Annotated in this window: 14 protein-coding genes; 8 read left to right on the top strand and 6 right to left on the bottom strand. The window is 40.0% G+C overall.

Annotated elements, in window-relative coordinates; genetic code table 11:
• Positions 1 to 73: 73 nt before the first annotated feature.
• Positions 74 to 1,288 carry a sugar metabolism global transcriptional regulator Mlc gene (gene mlc, locus VCASEI_RS08155; RefSeq protein WP_086961015.1) on the top strand — a complete coding sequence of 405 codons (1,215 nt, stop codon included), beginning with the start codon at positions 74 to 76 and terminating at the stop codon, positions 1,286 to 1,288.
• Between the two features lie 113 nt (positions 1,289 to 1,401).
• On the opposite strand, the gene VCASEI_RS08150 is transcribed toward mlc, so the two are convergent.
• Entirely contained in the window at positions 1,402 to 2,145 is a 744-nt protein-coding gene (locus VCASEI_RS08150) for a YciK family oxidoreductase (protein ID WP_089110179.1), read from the bottom strand.
• A gap of 199 nt (positions 2,146 to 2,344) precedes the next feature.
• On the opposite strand from VCASEI_RS08150, the gene sohB reads away from it, so the two are divergent.
• Together sohB and focA are read left to right on the top strand one after the other, a co-directional pair.
• Positions 2,345 to 3,406 (top strand): protease SohB, encoded by a 1,062-nt coding sequence (sohB, locus tag VCASEI_RS08145; RefSeq protein ID WP_086961018.1) that lies wholly within the window; start codon positions 2,345 to 2,347, stop codon positions 3,404 to 3,406.
• Positions 3,407 to 3,693: 287 nt separating this feature from the next.
• Positions 3,694 to 4,536, top strand: a complete 843-nt coding sequence (gene focA / locus VCASEI_RS08140) for a formate transporter FocA (RefSeq protein WP_086961019.1) — start codon at positions 3,694 to 3,696, stop codon at positions 4,534 to 4,536.
• Between the two features lie 52 nt (positions 4,537 to 4,588).
• On the opposite strand, the gene VCASEI_RS08135 is transcribed toward focA, so the two are convergent.
• Positions 4,589 to 4,846, bottom strand: coding sequence for a YciN family protein (locus tag VCASEI_RS08135; protein ID WP_086961020.1), 258 nt, complete (start codon positions 4,844 to 4,846; stop codon positions 4,589 to 4,591).
• A gap of 347 nt (positions 4,847 to 5,193) precedes the next feature.
• Between VCASEI_RS08135 and topA the strand changes: the two genes are divergently transcribed.
• Positions 5,194 to 7,821, top strand: coding sequence for a type I DNA topoisomerase (topA, locus tag VCASEI_RS08130; RefSeq protein ID WP_086961022.1), 2,628 nt, complete (start codon positions 5,194 to 5,196; stop codon positions 7,819 to 7,821).
• A 103-nt stretch (positions 7,822 to 7,924) separates the two neighbouring features.
• Here the strand turns inward: topA and miaE are convergent, their stop codons facing one another.
• From miaE to VCASEI_RS08115, 3 genes are all read right to left on the bottom strand, one after another.
• A complete protein-coding gene (gene miaE / locus VCASEI_RS08125; RefSeq protein ID WP_226983251.1) occupies positions 7,925 to 8,698 on the bottom strand; it encodes a tRNA isopentenyl-2-thiomethyl-A-37 hydroxylase MiaE in 774 nt (257 codons plus the stop codon).
• Positions 8,699 to 8,851: 153 nt separating this feature from the next.
• Positions 8,852 to 10,075: an HlyD family secretion protein gene (locus VCASEI_RS08120; RefSeq protein ID WP_089110177.1), complete on the bottom strand. Its 1,224-nt coding sequence runs from the start codon at positions 10,073 to 10,075 to the stop codon at positions 8,852 to 8,854.
• Positions 10,075 to 10,398: an MFS transporter gene (locus VCASEI_RS08115; RefSeq protein WP_086961027.1), complete on the bottom strand. Its 324-nt coding sequence runs from the start codon at positions 10,396 to 10,398 to the stop codon at positions 10,075 to 10,077. The genes VCASEI_RS08120 and VCASEI_RS08115 overlap by 1 nt, the downstream gene beginning before the upstream one ends.
• 115 nt (positions 10,399 to 10,513) lie before the next feature.
• On the opposite strand from VCASEI_RS08115, the gene VCASEI_RS08110 reads away from it, so the two are divergent.
• The 3 genes from VCASEI_RS08110 to VCASEI_RS08100 all read left to right on the top strand — a co-directional run bounded on the left by VCASEI_RS08110 (position 10,514) and on the right by VCASEI_RS08100 (position 13,843).
• Positions 10,514 to 11,521: an AraC family transcriptional regulator gene (locus VCASEI_RS08110; protein WP_086961028.1), complete on the top strand. Its 1,008-nt coding sequence runs from the start codon at positions 10,514 to 10,516 to the stop codon at positions 11,519 to 11,521.
• Positions 11,522 to 11,641: 120 nt separating this feature from the next.
• Positions 11,642 to 12,616 (top strand): HTH-type transcriptional regulator CysB, encoded by a 975-nt coding sequence (gene cysB / locus VCASEI_RS08105; RefSeq protein WP_086961030.1) that lies wholly within the window; start codon positions 11,642 to 11,644, stop codon positions 12,614 to 12,616.
• Between the two features lie 3 nt (positions 12,617 to 12,619).
• Positions 12,620 to 13,843 (top strand): methyltransferase, encoded by a 1,224-nt coding sequence (locus VCASEI_RS08100; RefSeq protein WP_089110176.1) that lies wholly within the window; start codon positions 12,620 to 12,622, stop codon positions 13,841 to 13,843.
• A 13-nt stretch (positions 13,844 to 13,856) separates the two neighbouring features.
• On the opposite strand, the gene ald is transcribed toward VCASEI_RS08100, so the two are convergent.
• On the bottom strand, positions 13,857 to 15,005 hold the full coding sequence (gene ald, locus VCASEI_RS08095) for an alanine dehydrogenase (RefSeq protein WP_086961033.1): 1,149 nt from the start codon (positions 15,003 to 15,005) through the stop codon (positions 13,857 to 13,859).
• A 154-nt stretch (positions 15,006 to 15,159) separates the two neighbouring features.
• On the opposite strand from ald, the gene lrp reads away from it, so the two are divergent.
• Complete coding sequence (gene lrp / locus VCASEI_RS08090) at positions 15,160 to 15,654, top strand: leucine-responsive transcriptional regulator Lrp (protein ID WP_086961035.1); 495 nt, start codon at positions 15,160 to 15,162, stop codon at positions 15,652 to 15,654.
• Positions 15,655 to 15,892 lie beyond the last annotated feature (238 nt).

Raw genomic sequence — 15,892 nt, 5'->3', positions numbered from 1 at the left:
ACTATGTTACTGAGCTTCACAATTAGTTTGCAGTGTAAAAAAATTAGCCCCTGTTTATAAAGAGGGATAAATAATGTACATGGCTCAACCTGGTCACATTGATCAAATCAAGCAAGTCAATACAGGTCGTGTATATAAACTTATCGATCAATTCGGTCCTATTTCTAGGATTGATCTATCTAAATTGAGTGGCCTTGCTCCTGCGAGTATAACGAAAATTTCTCGTGAATTAATGGAAGGGCATTTGATCCATGAAACGGTTGTCCAAGAGTCAATTACACGTGGTCGTCCAGCCGTTGGTTTACAAACAGATAATGTTGGCTGGCATTTTCTTTCTATTCGTTTAGGTAAAGGCTATTTAATCATTGCGCTTCATGAGTTGGGGGGTAATGTTATTGCTGATTATAAAGTGGATATAGAAGAAAAAGATCAAAGCGCGTTACAAGCACGAATTTTAAGTGAAATTGAATATTTCTTTGCCAATCATTCTCACTTAGTTGAAAGGATGACGAGTATTGCCGTAACACTGCCGGCTTTAGTGAATTTTGCTGAAGGCATCGTATTGCAGATGCCTTATTTTAATATTGAAAACTTAGCGCTAGGCCCCGCAATTTATGAAAAAACAGGTGTGCCAGTCTTTATCGCAAATGATACCTGTGCTTGGGCTCTAGCCGAAATGCTCTTTGGGCAATCACAAGAAGTTGAAAACTCATTATTGATCAGTAACCACCAAGGCGTTGCAGCAGGTGTTATCCTCAATGGTAGGCTAGCTTATAGTCGCAATGGCAACATTGGTGAGCTTGGGCATATACAAGTTGATCCTAATGGCGACTTATGTGAATGCGGTAAGTACGGTTGCTTAGATACAGTGGCCTCTTCTGAGGCGGTCTGCCGTAGTGTGATCAAACAATTAGAACAAGGCGTACATTCAACAATATCAATACATGATGTCTCTATGGAAAGGATCTGCTCTGCGGCCATTGGAGGTGATGTATTAGCCACACAAACGATAGAGCAGATGGGAAAAGATTTAGGCAAAGGTATTGCAATTATGACTAATATCTTCAGCCCTGAGAAAATTTTGCTTGGTGGAGCGTTAAATCATGCAAAATCGATATTGTATCCTGCTATCGAACAAGCATTACAACAGTATAGTTTGCCTATTTTCCATAAAAATGTGCCTTTAATTGAGTGTAAATTTTTCACTCAAACGACGATGCCGGGCGCGGCTTTAATCAAACAAGCGCTTTATGACGGGTCGTTACTATTAAAAGTGAGTGAAGGGTAACATTTAGGGAGAGAAAGAGAGTATTTTCTTAGTTATGCTCTAATCATAATATTTGTAAACTCAATAAAAGCCAGTATTGTACTGGCTTTTATTTCTTGAAAATTTAATTAGTATTATTTTTTTGGTTGTGCATCAATGCATTGACCATGAATTTCTTTCCCTTCTTGAGCCATTAAATACACATACAATGGCATAATATCTTCCGGTGTTTTCAATTCATCAGTGTCTTCTGCTGGGTAAGCTGATGCTCGCATTTTGGTACGGGTTGCGCCTGGATTGATAGCATTCACTCTAATCGGTGTGCCGCTTAGTTCATCTGCTAGGATTTGCATCATGCCTTCAGTGGCAAACTTAGAAATCGCATAGCTTCCCCAATATGCTCTGCCAATGTGCCCGACAGTTGATGAGGTAAATACAATGCGGCCATCGTCGGATTTTTTTACTAAAGGAAGTAATGTTTGTGTCATTAATAATTGCGCTTTGACATTAACTTGCATGACATCATCAAATGCAGTTTCTTCAATTTGCTCAAATGGTGTGATTGAGCCAAGTAGGCTGGCATTGTGTAAAATACCATCTAGTTTCCCAAATTGATCTGAAATGGTGTCTGCCATGTCTTGATAATGCTGCTTGGTTGCGCCTTTCATATCTAATGGAATAATAGCAGGTTGAGGCCCGCCATTTTTTTCTATCTCATCATAAGTTGCTTCTAGCTTGGACACCGTGCGACCTAGCAAAATAATAGTAGCACCATGTTTGGCATAGTGAATGGCGGCGCATTTACCAATGCCATCACCAGCGCCTGTTACTAAAATGGTTTTTCCAGTAAGAGCTGCAAGGGGAATAGAATAATTCACAGTATCGAATCCTTATCTAACTTTATGTCGATTATTAGTTTATATCGAAGACACTTTAAGATACTGTTTCACCAATAAATGACGCATCTTGAAGTCACTTCGGTATATGCCATAATGTACCGCTATTTTGAATAATAAGTGGTTGGCATCATTTTACGGGCTTACCATACACTAAACCGCGAGTTTTGAGGGAATGATATTGGAATTTTTGTTGGATTATGGGCTGTTTCTAGCCAAAGTCGTGACGTTCGTCGTTGCGGTAATTGCATTGTTTGTTGGCATTAAAGTATTAGGCGGAAAAGGCGGTCATGCAAAAGGTGAATTACAGATCACTGACTTGTCCGAAAAGCATACTGAAACAGTCGCACAATTAGAAGAACACTTGCATGATGAAGCGTATTTAAAAGCTCGTCATAAAGCTCAAGAAAAAGAGCAAAAAGAAAAGAACAAAAAAGAGGCAAAAGACGCGAAAAAAGCCGCAAAATCCGGTGAATTGGTTGATACCCGTAAGCCTCATTTATTTGTTTTAGATTTTAACGGTAGCATTGATGCCAAAGAAGTCTCTTCTTTACGTGAGGAAGTCACCGCGATTCTTTCTGTGGCTAAAGAAGGGGATGAAGTACTACTTCGCCTAGAGTCTGGCGGTGGGATGGTTCATGGTTACGGGCTTGCTTCTTCACAGCTTGATCGTTTAAAAAGCGCGAATATCCCTTTAACTATTTCAGTCGATAAAGTTGCGGCTAGCGGTGGTTATATGATGGCTTGTGTCGCGGATAAAATTGTGTCTGCACCTTTTGCTATTGTGGGTTCGATTGGTGTGATTGCTCAAATTCCTAATTTCAATAAATTACTGAAAAAAAATGATATTGAATTCGAGCAAATGACTGCCGGTGAATATAAGCGTACGCTGACTATGTTTGGTGAAAATACTGATAAAGCACGTGACAAATTTAAACTTGAGTTGGAAGAAACACACGTGTTGTTTAAAAACTTCATTCGTGATCATCGTCCAGATTTGGATCTTGAAAAAGTTGCGACCGGAGAACATTGGTTTGGTTCTCAAGCCCTTGAGTTAGGCTTGGTGGATGAGATTAAAACCTCAGATGATTTGATTGTCGAAGCGACAAAAGAAAAGTCTGTATTAGCGTTGCACTATGTACGTAAGAAAAAGCTGTCAGATAAAATCTCTGGCACGGCAGCAAAAACAGCCGACAGTGTACTATTGAAATTAGTTTCACGAGGTCAAAGACCCATTGTGTAATCCTACTCATTAATAGGTAGGTAATAAGAACTGATTTATATCAATCTTTGTTTAATTAAGCTCACTTCGGTGGGCTTTATTTTTATCTGAAATTTCTTGATGAATTTGAATTTTGCACCATTTTTTAGCAGTTTACAGCTTTTTCTTGTCTTTTTTTGATTATTAGCGGATTAGGTAATTATTATTGTGTGTTTTATCGGCAAGTTTGAAACTTGAATTTGATCACACTAAAGGGCAATAATCAGCCATCTTCTGTTAGTTTGTATCTAATTGTTACGAGAGTGAAAATGGACAATAATCAATTTGAATCGTTAATGCCTCCTGAAATGGCCGAAAAAGCCGCTGCCGCTGGTGTATATAAAGTAAATAAATCTTTCTTCAAAACTTTTATGCTGGCGGTGACTGCCGGTATGCAAATTGGCATTGCATTTATCTTTTATACTACGGTAACCAGTGGTACTGCTGATGTGGCGCCTGGTTTTTCACATTTTGTGGGTGGCTTAGCATTTAGCCTTGGTTTAATTCTTGTGGTTGTAACAGGAAGTGAATTATTCACAAGCTCAACATTAGTTGTTGTTGCAAAGGCAAGTGGCTTAGTGACTTGGGGGCAGTTAATTAAAAATTGGCTTCAAGTTTATTTTGGTAACTTCGTGGGTTGTATTTTGCTAGTAGGTATAATGCTCGTTGCTCAACAATATATGAGTGATGCGGGTGGTATTGGTTTGAATGCGATGCACATTGCTCAGCATAAAATGCACCACTCCTTCACATCAGCGGTTGCGTTAGGTACCATGGCTAACTTACTGGTATGTATCGCGGTTTGGATGTCTTATGCTGGTCGTACTCTAACTGATAAAATGCTAATTTTGATTTTACCTGTTGCGATGTTTGTATCATCAGGTTTTGAGCATAGCATTGCAAACATGTTCCAAATCCCATTTGCGATTGGTATTAAACACTTTGCCCCTGATGAATTTTGGGAAATGACTCACACTACAGCAAGTCAATTTGCCGATTTAAACATGGCAGACTTTGTAATAAATAATCTTATTCCAGTGACCATCGGGAATATTATTGGCGGTAGCGTGTTTGTTGGCCTTTGGTTCTGGTCTATTTATCTACGTAAATAATGGTGAGTAAAATGACATCAATGCCCTAGTCTCAACTAGGGCATTTTTATTATTAGCGAGTAGTATTTTCTAAAGTGAATTCTTTCGAAAGATGGTGTGCTAGATATTTGAACATATTAAATACCGCCGTAGTGTTTTCAGTCGGTAATCCTTGTTCATCTAAGAAATATTCACCTTTAAAAATAAGTACTTCACCTTTTTCTATCACTGATGTGGCGCGCATTCCTTCCATATAATTGTCTTGTTCTTGAATGACTTGGTTTGCAATTAGAAGGAGTTCAAATTCGGAGATGGCTTTTTTACTACTCATTGTGGCCTACTTAGAATGTCATTATTGAAAATTGTAAGGTTTGGTTGAATATCGTTAAATAAGGCGCTATTGTCCGCCTCAATTTGATGCCAAAGTTTATACCTAACTCGTTGCTTGGTATAGCGAATGGCAGTAAAAAATCCTGAATTTTGTTTTTCAAAAATCGTAGTAGGTGGTCAACCATCTTACAGGATCTTAGTTGGCTATATGTCGTTCACTCAGCATGAAAAGTGAAAAAACAGGTTGATCTTATTTAAAACTCACTCGATAGTAAAAAAAGAAGCAATTAATTAAAGCAGCGTGCGTAATCAATAAACGCGACCTGATGAGGATGTTTAGAATTAGTTATGGGCAAATCTCTTGTTATTGTAGAGTCACCAGCTAAAGCGAAGACTATCAATAAATATCTTGGAAAAGATTTTGTTGTGAAGTCGAGCGTTGGCCACGTACGTGATTTACCAACTGCTGGACAAAGCAGTGGAAAAAAAGCGACCCCTATTTCAACCAAAGGTATGAGCCCTGAAGAAAAAGCTCGTATCAAAAAAGAAAAAGACAAAGCGGCACTTATTAAAAAGATGGGTATCAACCCTTACCAAGGTTGGGAAGCGAACTATCAAATTCTTCCGGGTAAAGAAAAGGTTGTTGCTGAATTACAAAAACTCGCCAAAGACGCCGATTGCGTTTATCTCGCAACCGATTTGGACCGCGAAGGAGAAGCTATTGCGTGGCACCTTCGTGAGATTATCGGTGGTGATGATGCGCGATACAAACGAGTGGTTTTTAACGAAATTACTAAAAATGCCATTCAACAAGCATTTGAAACGCCAAGTGAATTGAATCTAGATGGCGTGAATGCTCAACAGACACGACGCTTCTTAGACCGCGTGGTGGGCTTTATGGCTTCACCTCTGCTTTGGAAAAAAGTGGCGCGTGGCTTATCTGCAGGCCGTGTTCAATCGGTTGCAGTAAAACTATTGGTTGAGCGTGAACGTGAAATCAACGCATTTATTCCAGAAGAGTTTTGGGATATCCATGCCGATACGACAACACTAAATAATACTGATTTTCGTTTATTAGTCGCTCAACAAGGTGGTTCTGCTTTCAAACCCGTCAATGAAGCGGAAACCAAAGCAGCATTATCGGTGCTTGAAAAAGCGATTTATGAAGTCTGTAAGCGCGAAGATCGCCCAACGTCAAGTAAGCCTTCTGCCCCATATATCACCTCAACATTGCAACAAGCGGCAAGTACTCGCTTAGGCTATGGGGTGAAAAAGACCATGATGCTCGCTCAGAGACTCTATGAGGCGGGTTACATCACTTATATGCGTACTGACTCAACTAACTTGAGTAAAGAGGCTGTAGAGGCTTGTCGTGAGTTTATTCAATCTGAGTTTGGTGACGCTTATTTACCTGCAAGTCCTTTAGCTTACGGTAGTAAAAAAGGCGCTCAAGAGGCGCACGAAGCGATTCGTCCATCTAGCGTCGAAGTAAAAGCCGAAGATTTGAATGGTATGGAAGCCGATGCCCACAAACTTTATGCACTGATTTGGAATCAATTTGTTGCCTGTCAAATGACACCTGCAAAATACGATTCAACAACAGTGAGTGTTAAGGCTGAGGACTTTACGCTAAAAGCCAAAGGTCGCATCTTGAAGTTTGACGGTTGGACTCGTGTTCAGCGTCCAATGGGTAAAAATGAAGATCAAATTTTACCTGAAGTGAAAGTTGGCGATACGTTGTCGCTAAAACAACTCGATCCTAAACAGCACTTTACTAAACCGCCAGCACGTTATACCGAAGCCGCGTTGGTTAAAGAGCTTGAAAAACGTGGTATTGGTCGTCCTTCTACTTATGCATCGATCATTTCAACTATTCAAGATCGTGGTTATGTAAAAGTTGACCAACGTCGTTTCTATGCAGAAAAAATGGGTGAGATTGTTACCGACCGTATGGATGGTAGCTTTAATGATCTGATGGATTATGACTTCACTGCCCGCATGGAAGAAAAACTCGATAAAATTGCCGAAGGTAGTTTAACTTGGACGCAAGTTCTTGATGAGTTTTTTGATGCGTTCACCGCTGATTTGGACAAAGCAGAATTAGACGAATCTGAAGGTGGCATGATGCCAAATAAGATCGTTGAAACGAGCATTGAATGTCCAACTTGTTCACGTCCTATGGGCATTCGTACTGCCTCGACAGGTGTGTTTCTAGGTTGTTCAGGTTATGCGCTAGCACCAAAAGAGCGTTGTAAAACCACTATTAACTTAGGTGATGAAGAAGGCGTAATTAATGTTTTAGAAGAAGATGTTGAAACCGCGGCTCTTCGTGCTAAAAAGCGTTGTCCAATTTGTGAAACTGCAATGGACGCTTACCTGATTGATGACAAGCGTAAGATGCACGTTTGTGGTAATAACCCGAACTGTGAAGGTTATGTAGTTGAATTCGGTGAGTTCAAACCAAAAGGCTACGATGGCCCATTAGTTGAGTGTGATAAGTGCGGCTCAGATATGGTTCTGAAAAATGGCCGTTTTGGTAAGTACATGGGTTGTACTAACGAGGAATGTAAAAACACTCGTAAGATCTTACGCAATGGCGAAGTTGCGCCACCGAAAGAAGATCCAGTACATTTCCCTGAACTGCCTTGTTCTAATTCTGATGCTTACTTCGTGCTACGTGATGGTGCATCCGGTTTATTTATGGCTGCGAGCAATTTCCCTAAATCTCGTGAAACACGAGCGCCATTAGTGGCAGAAATTGCTGAGTACAAAGAGCGCATTCCTGAGAAATTTCAATATTTAGCGTCTGCACCAGTGGCGGATCCGGATGGTATTCCAGCATTGGTTCGTTTTAGTCGAAAATCGAAAGAGCATTATGTTCGCTCGGAAGTTGATGGGAAACCTTCTGGCTGGACAGCGCTTTACGTCGATGGAAAGTGGGAAGTCACTGATAAACGTAAAAAACCGAAAAAGTAATTGATACGCTTTAGAGTGATAAATGATAAGAACCCCAATCACAGCAATGATTGGGGTTCTTTTTTATACGATGGTTTCAATCGTTGAGGTTTTTGGGAAGCGTTTAAATCATCTCAGTGATTAATGCCGGGGAGCCACTGTGGAAACGAAACTCAGAATCGTGCCTTTCAATTAATTGCGCTTCACGTTCCCCGATTAAACGAACCCTTTCGCTAATGTCCTCTTCTGAAATTGCCTGAGCCAACGCAAGGTAATCTTGATAATGACGAGCTTCAGAACGAAGTAAAGAAACGTAGAATTTATTCAATTCATCATCTAAAAATGGTGCTAACTTGGCAAAGCGTTCACAAGATCGCGCTTCGATATAAGCACCTATGATCAATTTATCAATTAAGGCTGCAGGCTCAAAAGTGCGAACCATCTTCATTAAACCTTTAGCGTAAGTTCCAGCCGTCATATTTTGATACGGAATGCCACGACTTTCCATGATCTCTAATACTTGTTCAAAGTGGTGAAATTCTTCTTTAATCAAACGTACCATCTTGTCAACCAGATCTTGTCCATGCACAAACCCGTCTTTTACGGTTAGGTTATTTGATTGCATGATACTCTTTTCTGGGAATTCAACATTACGTATGCATTTGTACACATAGTCTTCATAAGGCTTTGCCCATTCTATTAAGGTTTGCCCACTTTGTTGGTCAACGGCGTATTTTCGCACCATAAACATGGCGGTTTGAGCCGCTTTAAGCTCACAATTACAATGGTCGATCAATAACGTCACCAATTGCTCTGGTTGCTTGGCTTTTTCAATCCAAGCATCAGGAGTGGGGCATTTTAAGAATGAGTTGATTGGGGTTAAGAGCGTTTGATACATCGTAGTCATTTCGGTTAGTTTAAATAAATGATGAAAGTGATCTTATCATGGAAACTGCGACATTTTTGGAGCGATGCATATTAAATATTATTATTCATTATGCTGAAGTATACCTCCAATCGGTGATGGTACATCGATTGGAGGTATCCGTCATTAAATGGAGTGGAAGAAGTAAAGTTGAGATTTCATTCTAATGATAATCCCTCGTATGGCATCAAGAAATCCTAAGAATGCCATAGGTTTTTCGCCACTTATCCAAGCTAGACCTACCGCACCAACAGGCAAATTGTACTCTTCGGTTTCTATAATTTTTAAACGTACAAAGTGGTGCTTATTTTGTACGTTTTTGCCAGTTGTGGCTCTAATTGACTGATCAAGCCCCAGTAAATTACTTTGTGCCTCACCCGTTGCTTCGATAATACCTTCTACTTCGGCTGCAAACACCTTACCGGGATAAACTGAAGAGGAAAACTCTGCCGCTTGGCCAACTTTGATATTTCGGATCGCTTGGTGATTCACTCTCATCAACACATATTTTTCTTCGGTGTACATTTGTAGCCTAGAGATTCGAGATACAAGCTGACCTTCACGAAGAATAAAGTTAGTCACAAAGCCATCAGCAGGAGCTTTCACTTGTGTGCTGGCCAAATCCCACTTTGCTTTTTCAATATTTTGCTTTTTATCATTTAAATCCGCTTGTCGGCTTGCGACGGTTAATTCCGCTTGAGTTATTTGTAATTTGGCTTTATCGGCATCGACGGTTTTCTTGGCCAGTTGAAACTCTAATGTGCTGACTTTTTGTTTCGCTATTTTTACTAGGCTGATTTGTTTGTCGATTTCACTTTCCGTAATTGAGTTTTTTGCTACGCTATTTTGCTTTTGATAACGAGAAAGCATCTTTTGTTGTAATTGATAATCAGCTTTGGCGGAAGTTATCTCACTGTGTGATGTCGCAATATCATGGAGCATTGATTGATAATGAGATTGAGTGATCGAGACTTCTTGCTTTGCAGTAGAAATAGATATTTGGGCATTATCAAATGCGGCTTTAGCTTGTTCTAATGCGATTTTATAAGGCGTACTTTCAATATCATAAATAAGTTGGCCTTCTTTTATTTTTTGGTTGGGTTTTACATAAATATGTTCCACTTTACCTGTGATATTCGGCATGTTTGGGCGTAATTGAATGTGTGGTGATTGCACCACAGACCCGCCAGATAAGTCCATTGGTGCATAGTTGATTAAACCAACCCAAACAAACATTAACCACCCGGTACCACCAAGATAAGCAAAACTTTTTGTGCCTTTATTCCAAGGCATGCCCACGAGGCGTAATAAATAAATAAATAGAGCCCAAACGGCTAAACCTTCTAACATTATGCTTCCTCTTTTTCTTGAGCAGCTTGTGGAGTGCCTTTCCAAGTGTCGCGTAAGCTAATAATTGCTTTTTCCATATCAACAAAGGCAAGAATAACGGCAAGAACCCAAACCCAGTGCCAAATGAAGCCAATCCAAGTGAGAACTGTGATTAAGCCTATTTGATGATGACCTTTGCTATGTGCTTTATTGATTGGGAGTTCATGGAACTTCCAAAAGCCAAATAATGCCGCACCAATGGTGGCAACTAATACAACCGTCGCGACAACATATAAAACAGTGTCAACGTTGGTATCGACAAATGGCATACTGATTAAACTCATCTCAAAACCTTGCTATTTAAGTTGACGGTATTGTGCTTATTCATTTGAGGTTTTAATCGAAATATGACAAATTACTTTAAATTATCACCATTATTGACTTTATTTGTAGGATGATATGAAGGGAATACATTTTATTCGAGCCATCGCTTTTGTGAACTTGTATCGGCACGTTTGCCAGAAATATCACATTAAGGCTGAACAATTAAGCCTACCTGAGTCGGTATTTATTAATCCGATGGCGTTAATTCCATTGTCGGAGTTGAATATTTTCTTTAAAGAATTAGAACAATTAACCAATGATCCCGATTTTATAGTGAAAGTTATGGTCGGGACTAATGCAAATGAGTTAGGAGCGATTGGGCGGTGGATTTTTTCTGGTCATGATCTCGCAACTACCATTCGCCGAATCAACTATGGTTCAAATTGTTTGCAATCTGGTGCATTTATGACAGGTTCACAAACAGGTTCAATTATCAAATGGACCTACCATAATCCGTTTATTACCAATGATGTAAAAGTTCATGATAGCGTACGGATAGCGTCATTTATGTTGAAGGTTATTCGTCGTTATGTTGGTGAAACGTTTTCTCCCATGCGAGTAATGCTCTCAGGTTCACGGGTTAACCAGCAAATTTATAAAGATTATTTTGGTTGTGATATTGGCTGGAATTATAGTCAAACGGAGTTATGGTTTCATTCTGATACGCGTTTGGCCACCATACAAACTGAAGTCAAACCAAAGCAAAAATTGGCGATGAGCTCTCATGATTTGGACGAATTTTTGAATATGCCTCAATCGGATGATGAAATGAAGGTGATTTATGAAATCGTCAATTATAGTTGTCACTATGGCTTGCCGACATTGAATAGAGTTGCAACGTTACTGGGGTTGTCGGATCAACAGTTTCAAAGGAAGTTACATAAAATCAACCTGAATTTTACGATAATTTGTGGTTATGTTCTGAGCAATAGTGCGGTGAATTTAATAGCGAAATCAGTGCCTGTTGAAGAAATAGCCGGGCGATTAGGCTATCGTAATATTGACAGTTTTAATCGTATGTTTAAAAAGCACCGTGGTGTGACACCAGCTCAATATGTTGATTACTTTCAAGAGTATTTTTAGAGTGCTTATTTATTTCCACTATGAAAAAACTTCTATAAGCGTTATAACTGATACTTATAAGCCGCAATCACATACCTTGGGTGATTTGGGGGTTGTTGTGTCTATCGAGAGGGAACGAGCATGAAGTTACAACAATTAAGATATATCGTTGAAGTGGTTAATAATAATTTAAATGTTTCTGCAACGGCAGAAAATTTATACACATCTCAACCGGGTATCAGTAAACAAGTGCGCTTGTTAGAAGATGAACTTGGTATTCAAATTTTTGAACGCAGTGGTAAGCACTTAACCACGGTGACGCCCGCTGGGCAAGAAATTGTCAGAATTTCACAACAAATTCTTTCAAGAGTGAGCAGCATTAAAGCCGTGGCGGGAGAGCATACTAATCCTGAAGTCGGCACTTTGAATATTTCGACCACACATACTCAAGCACGATATGCTTTACCCGATGTTATTAAAGGCTTTACTGCTCGTTACCCAAAAGTCTCTCTGCATATGCACCAAGGTACTCCAAGCCAGATGTCGGAAGCGGTATCAAAAGGCACGGCTAACTTTGCTATTGCAACAGAAGCTCTCCACCTGTATCAAGATGCTATTATGTTGCCTTGTTATCATTGGAATCGTTCGATTGTAGTTCGCAAAGATCATCCTTTGGCACAATTAGGAAAAGTGACAATTGAAGAGTTATCCAAGTACTCACTTGTGACGTATGTCTTTGGCTTTACTGGGCGCTCTGAGCTTGATACCGCATTTAATGAGGCAGGTCTGAAACCTAAGATTGTATTTACCGCAACGGATGCCGATGTCATTAAAACTTACGTACGCCTTGGTATTGGTGTTGGCGTCTTTGCGAGTATGGCGATTGATCAAGAGCAGGATAAAGATTTGGTCGCGATCGATGCCAGTCATATCTTTGGTGCGAGTACCACCAGTATTGGATTTAAACGAGGTACGTTCTTGCGTACTTATATGTTCGATTTTATGGAAAGGTTTGCCCCTCACTTAACACGTCCAGTTGTTGAGAAGGCAATCGGCTTAAAAAATAATCAAGAAATTGAAGCGATGTTTAAAGATATTCAGCTTCCTGTTCGTTAAATCATGTTGTTACTTAATCAACGTTTTGACCTTCTGGATCAACTGCTAGTCGATACCCAACTTTTGTGGCGGATTGATCCTTTTCAATTAAGCATTAATCCGCATTTTCCTTGGCAAGAAAATGCTCCAGAACTATGTGTTTTTTTGGAACAATTAACTGATAATCAAGTTTTTGTATTTAAGCAAGATACACCTCGTTTGATCGCTGCTTTGCAATCTTTTATCCCTCAATTAGATGATTTATGGAAAGCTTGCGAACTTGATCGTTTGAATGACAGCTCTCTCAATAATGTCGAACAACTCAACGTAGGTATTCCTGGACGTAAGTGGCAACAAATTTGTGCGATGGGAGCAGCTGCGCTAGAAGTGAGTGAAGGGACTCAATGGCTTGAATGGTGCTCTGGTAAGGGGTACTTAGGGCAAGTATTAGCTCAACAGTCAGGCTATCCCGTGACGAGCTTCGAATGGCAACAGAGCTTATGCGATTCAGGCCAATATTTAGCCGATAAACACAAGCTTGCCATGACGTTTGTGCAAGGTGATGCATTGTCTGAAAGTGTTCAATCCATTTTTAATTCACAACAACATGCTGTCGCGTTACATGCGTGTGGTGATTTACACGCTCAGCTCATTAAACATACTTGCCGTGAATTTTTACCAGCATTGACGCTTTCCCCATGTTGTTATCATCTAATTGAAGGTGAGCAGTACCAAGCGTTATCTCTTAAAGGTCAGCAATCAGAGCTTAAGCTCAATAAAAGAGAATTGAGGATTCCCTTGCAAGAGACGGTGACAGGAGGGAGACGTGTTAGACAGCATCGTGAACTTGAAATGACTTATCGACTTGGCTTGGACTTGTTACTGCGCGAAAAAATGGAACACACTGAATATACATCGTTACCAAGTATCAAAAAATCCCAATTAGGCTCCGGTTTTTTTCATTTTTGCCAATGGGCTCAACAACAAAAAGAATTGAACTTACCTATTGATGAGTTTTGTGATTTGTCCATATGGGAAGAAAAAGGGCACCGTCGCTTTGTTCATATGGAAAGAATTAGTCTTGTCCAACAAGTGTTTCGTCGCCCATTAGAGATGTGGTTGGTATGCGATAAAGCACTGCGTTTACAGCAACAAGGCTATACGGTTTCGTTGAAAACGTTTTGTTCTAGACATGTCACGCCACGTAATTTGATTATTCAAGCTGTTTCACCTCATCAACAAATTTAATCCATGGTTTCGTTTATTCATACTTGAACGCGTTGCCTTCATACGCTGATTTTAAAGCTTCTTCTGGAGAAACGTATGGAAGGCTAAGGCTCTCTGCAACTTCTTTTAGAGTGATTTTTCCATCGATTATATTGAGACCTTTTAATAAGCCAGAATCTTCCAATAACGCTTGTTGGTAGCCCTTGTTAGCCAGTTTGATAATGTAGGGAAGAGTGGCATTATTTAAGGCAAAAGTTGATGTTCTCGCAACTGCGCCTGGCATATTTGCAACACAATAGTGAACAATGTCATCGACAATGTATGTTGGTTCAGCATGAGTGGTTGGTGCTGAGGTTTCGAAACATCCACCTTGATCGATGGCAACATCAACTATTGCTGATCCGGCTTTCATATTTTTTAAATGTTGTCTGGAAATGAGCTTGGGTGCTGCCGCTCCAGGAATAAGAACTGCACCAATAATCAGATCTGCTTGTGTGGTCAGTTGATCTAAGGCTTCCTTGGTTGAATATACGACTTGAGCTTTACCTTGAAATTCTTCATCTAGTTTGCGAAGTGTGTCGATATTTTTGTCTAAAATTGTCACGTTGGCTCGTAATCCAATCGCCATTCGTGCGGCATTCGAACCGACGACACCGCCACCTAGAATTAAGACATTGGCAGGTGCAACACCCGGAACACCAGATAAAAGCAAACCACTGCCGCCGTGAGATTTTTCTAATGTTTGCGCTCCAGCTTGGATGGACATTCTACCTGCGACCTCAGACATTGGCGCTAATAGTGGCAGACGACCCATATTATCTGTTACAGTCTCATAGGCTATACAGACGGCTTTGCTCTTGATTAGTGCTTCGGTTTGTGGAAGATCGGGTGCTAAGTGCAAATAAGTGAATAATATTTGCCCTTTTTTGAGCAGGGTTCGTTCAATGGATTGAGGTTCTTTGACCTTAACAATCATGTCCGCGACAGCATATACGTCTGCTGCGGAGGGTAGAATGGATGCGCCAGCTGCCATGTAATCATCATCATTAAAACCGATGCCGATTCCTGCGTGAGTTTCGACGTAAACATGGTGACCATGAGCGTAGAGTTCTCGGACACTAGCAGGAGTCATTCCAACACGGTATTCGTGATTTTTGATCTCTTTTGGTACGCCAATTTTCATTCCAACCTCTCTTTACTTAATGGTTGTTATGCCTATTTTTAGGCTTATCCACTGGGCTAATGTAAAGTGTAGTCGTGTTTTGGTAATATTTGATTCTAAATACAAAGAGAATGTAGAATATATTTTTGCAGGGAAGTAAATAAGGTGAAAATGAATGACAGATAATTATAAAAAACCGTCAAAGGACTTAGACAGGATTGACCGTAACATTCTTAATGAATTACAAAAAGATGGTCGTATTTCAAATGTGGAGCTTTCAAAGCGAGTTGGTTTATCTCCGACACCATGTTTAGAGCGTGTTCGCCGTCTTGAACGTCAAGGCTACATTACCGGTTATACCGCGTTATTAAATCCTCAATATTTGGATGCATCATTGTTGGTTTTTGTTGAGATCACATTGAACCGTGGTGCGCCAGATGTATTTGAACAATTTAATACCGCAGTACAGAAGCTAGATGATATTCAAGAATGCCACTTAGTTTCTGGTGACTTCGATTACCTATTAAAAACTCGTGTGTCTGACATGGGGGCTTATCGTAAATTATTAGGCGATACATTATTACGTTTGCCGGGTGTTAATGACACTCGAACTTACGTTGTTATGGAAGAAGTTAAACAATCAAATCAACTAGTGATTCAAACCCGATAAACAAAAACTGTCCAGATGATGTCAAGATGTGTTCAAATCTGCCTCTTGACGCCTTTTGGGTATAGGATTTTTTACCTGTTTCGGTTATTGTTATCGAGTGTTGTCTACCGAGCGGCTTAGGCCGCTCGTCGTATTTTAGGACTACCGAGCTAATCTTTTCTTATTTTTTATCAACTGACTATTATTAATGCAGTCAAGCGGATAAGACGACATGTCTTCAAATAAGAAATCACTCTGT

The sequence above is a fragment of the Vibrio casei genome (assembly GCF_002218025.2).
Taxonomy (GTDB): Bacteria; Pseudomonadota; Gammaproteobacteria; order Enterobacterales; family Vibrionaceae; genus Vibrio; species Vibrio casei.
The sequence above is the reverse complement of the archived record's forward strand: the minus strand, read 5'-3'. Positions and strand labels throughout refer to the sequence as shown.

Coding starts and splice junctions, on each gene's coding strand:
- mlc (WP_086961015.1), top strand. CDS start 74: ATGTACATGGCTCAACCTGGTCACATTGATCAAATCAAGCAAGTCAAT.
- focA (WP_086961019.1), top strand. CDS start 3,694: ATGGACAATAATCAATTTGAATCGTTAATGCCTCCTGAAATGGCCGAA.
- VCASEI_RS08135 (WP_086961020.1), bottom strand. CDS start 4,846: ATGAGTAGTAAAAAAGCCATCTCCGAATTTGAACTCCTTCTAATTGCA.
- topA (WP_086961022.1), top strand. CDS start 5,194: ATGGGCAAATCTCTTGTTATTGTAGAGTCACCAGCTAAAGCGAAGACT.
- miaE (WP_226983251.1), bottom strand. CDS start 8,698: ATGTATCAAACGCTCTTAACCCCAATCAACTCATTCTTAAAATGCCCC.
- VCASEI_RS08120 (WP_089110177.1), bottom strand. CDS start 10,075: ATGTTAGAAGGTTTAGCCGTTTGGGCTCTATTTATTTATTTATTACGC.
- VCASEI_RS08115 (WP_086961027.1), bottom strand. CDS start 10,398: ATGAGTTTAATCAGTATGCCATTTGTCGATACCAACGTTGACACTGTT.
- VCASEI_RS08110 (WP_086961028.1), top strand. CDS start 10,514: ATGAAGGGAATACATTTTATTCGAGCCATCGCTTTTGTGAACTTGTAT.
- cysB (WP_086961030.1), top strand. CDS start 11,642: ATGAAGTTACAACAATTAAGATATATCGTTGAAGTGGTTAATAATAAT.
- VCASEI_RS08100 (WP_089110176.1), top strand. CDS start 12,620: ATGTTGTTACTTAATCAACGTTTTGACCTTCTGGATCAACTGCTAGTC.
- ald (WP_086961033.1), bottom strand. CDS start 15,005: ATGAAAATTGGCGTACCAAAAGAGATCAAAAATCACGAATACCGTGTT.
- lrp (WP_086961035.1), top strand. CDS start 15,160: ATGACAGATAATTATAAAAAACCGTCAAAGGACTTAGACAGGATTGAC.